Consider the following 2,689-nt stretch of genomic DNA (forward strand, 5'->3'; position numbering starts at 1 on the left):
CGGGGGCCTCCTCCTTCGGCGCGGACACCGAGGTCAGCACGGGCTTGACGCGCCTGCCGGACGACAGCTCGCCCCCGGGCGTGCGGTCCAGGATCTCGCGCACGTCCCACACGTGCTCGCCGCTCTCGTCGGAGGGCAGCGGGGAGCGGTCGCCGGAGATCAGCTCGTGCGGCAGCAGCACGATGGCCTGCACGCCCCCGTACGGCGACGGGCGCAGGTGCACGCGGATGCCGTGGCGGTGGGCCAGGTGCGAGACCACGAACAGGCCGAGGCGCATCTTCTCGTTCAAGCGCATCACGTCGAACTCGGGCGGGCTGGACAGCAGCGCGTTCGCCGAGGCGAACTCGCTCTCGGTCATGCCCAGGCCCCGGTCCTCGATCTCGACCGTCACGCCGTTGGGCACGTCCTCGCTGCTCAGACGCACGTGCGTGTGCGGCGGGGAGAACATCGCGGCGTTGTCGACCAGCTCGGCGACCAGGTGGATGACGTCGGCCACGGCCGGGCCGTTGAGGTGCACACGGGCGATCCGCTCGCGCTTGACGCGGGTGTAGTCGCCCGACTCGGAGATGGCGCCGCGCAGCACGTCGATCAGCGGCATGGGGCGGTGCCAGGTGCGGCCGGGCGCCTCTCCGCCCAGGATCAGCAGGTTCTCGGCGTTGCGGCGGGAGCGGGTGGCCAGGTGGTCGAGCTTGAACAGCTGGGCCAGCTGCTCGGGGTCCTCCTGCTCGCGCTCCATCCGGTCCAACAGGCGCAGCTGGCGGTGGACCAGCGTCTGGCTGCGGTGCGCGATGTTGAGGAACACGCGGTTGACGCCCTGGCGCAGTTCGATCTGCTGCACCGCCGCGTTGACGGCCGCGCGCTGGGCGGTGTTGAACGCCCTGGCCACGTCGCCGAGCTCGTCGTCGTCGGCGGCCAGTTGGGGAACGGCCGTGCAGGTGTCCACCTGCTCGCCCGCGTGCAGGCGGCGCATGAGGTCGGGCAGGCGGTGCTCGGCCATGTCGTTGGAGTCCTCGCGCAGGCGCAGCAGGCGCTCGGTGAGCGTGTGCGAGGAGCGGCGGGCCAGCAGGAAGGCGGCCACGGTGACGACGCCGACGCCGAGGCTGCCCGCCACGGCGAGGAACACGGCCTGGTTGGCTTGGGCGCGGGTGACGTCCGCGGCGTACAGGGCCTCGTCGGCGCCGATCGCGGTGAGCTCGGAGAGGACGTGGTCGTAGGACTCGTCCCACGCGGCGTAGTCCACCGGCATGGACAGGTCCTGGACCTCGCTGGGCACCAGGGTCACCGGGTCGGTGACCGTCTCGGTGGTCGCCTGGCGGTCGATGATCTCGTCCTGCATGCGCTGGAGGTCGGCGTACTCCTGGCTCGCCAGCAGGTTCTCCAGCCGGGCCTCCTGGCCCTCGCCTCCCAGGTAGTGGCCGTTGGCCGCGAGCGTGCTCTCGTAGGAGCCGACCAGCTCGGTGAACCGGCGCTGGTCCTCCAGGGTCAGCTCGTCGGTGGCGAAGGCGCGGGCGACCTGGGCGTCGGACTGCGCGAACAGGTCGACCGTGCGGAACATGTACGTCGCGGTGAAGCTGGAGCTGACCGCGTTCCCGAGGTCGCCCTCGCGTGCCTGGCTGTCGAAGCTGTCGGCGCCGTGCAGGATCAGCTCGTTGTAGTAGTCCAGGACGTCGGCGCGGGAGGCCTCGCCCGCGTCCACCGCCGAGCGGATCGCGCCGATCTCGCCGTACTGCGCGTGCAGCATCTCGATGTGGTGGCCGCTCTCGCCGGGGGCGATGTCGGCGAAGCCGATGAGCTCGCCCACGACCTCGCCCAGGGAGGCGTCGGTGCTCTCGCGGGCCTCGGCCAGCTGGCCCTCGATCTGCGCGTCCCCCGGGTTCTCGATGTGGGCGATCGTCTGCGACCGCTCCCGCATCACGTCCACGAGGCCGACCGCGGCGGGGGTGACCAGTTCGTCGGTGGCGTTGGCGCGGAGGATCTGGATGACCGCGTCCCCGGCGAGGGCCGCGGTGAGGACCAGCCAGAGCACCACCAGGGCGGTGGTGGGGATCATGACCATTGCGCGGATGCGGGAGGTGATGCTCCGACCGCGTCGCTCGGGTACTGCCTGCACGGTTCTCCTGTCGATCCGCGTCCGGGGTCTTGTGGGGGTGGGGCCGCCGGGGGAGTCGGCGCGTCCCGGTCCGCCTGTGCGCGGCCTCGTGCCCCGCGGGCTGCGTCCGTGGGGGCTCTCGACACGGGACGTACCGCAGGGTAACCACAAACGCGGTATTTCGGCGTGGGGGATCGTACCTCGCCGGTGAAACGCTGAAATATCCGGGTGGTGGAGGCAGTCTGCCATGGGAGGGGAGAATGTCCACCTCTCGGGTGGGCGGTAGGGGTGTTTCCTCCTGTGAAGCCTTGTGACAATAGGGCAAAGGTCACATATGGCGGAGAGTATGGCAAGTCCTGCTCCGGGTGACCGAACCGGCCCTCCCCGGACCCGGCCGCCGCCGCGAATGTCCGCGTTCGCCCCTCGCCCCGGCGCCGCACGCACTAGCGTTGCGTGTCGAAGAGGGAACACCACGTGACGGGGGGACGCGCATGGGCCAGCCGACGGGCGGGGGAGCGCTCGCCGTGGAGGCCGCGGTCGCGGGGGTCCCGCTGCTGGTGGCCTGCGCGGCGGCGCTCTACCTGAGCCTTCAGTACCGCC

At 71.3% G+C, this 2,689-nt stretch carries 1 protein-coding gene; it reads right to left on the minus strand.

Translation table 11 applies throughout. From position 1 onward, the window contains the following. Positions 1-2,110, minus strand: a 2,110-nt coding sequence (locus tag DQW06_RS08355; protein ID WP_255418223.1) for a nitrate- and nitrite sensing domain-containing protein, incomplete at its 3' end; no start/stop codon positions are given. Positions 2,111-2,689: the final 579 nt, after the last annotated feature.

The organism is Nocardiopsis sp. TNDT3 (assembly GCF_003427465.1).
Taxonomy (GTDB): domain Bacteria; phylum Actinomycetota; class Actinomycetes; order Streptosporangiales; family Streptosporangiaceae; genus Nocardiopsis; species Nocardiopsis dassonvillei.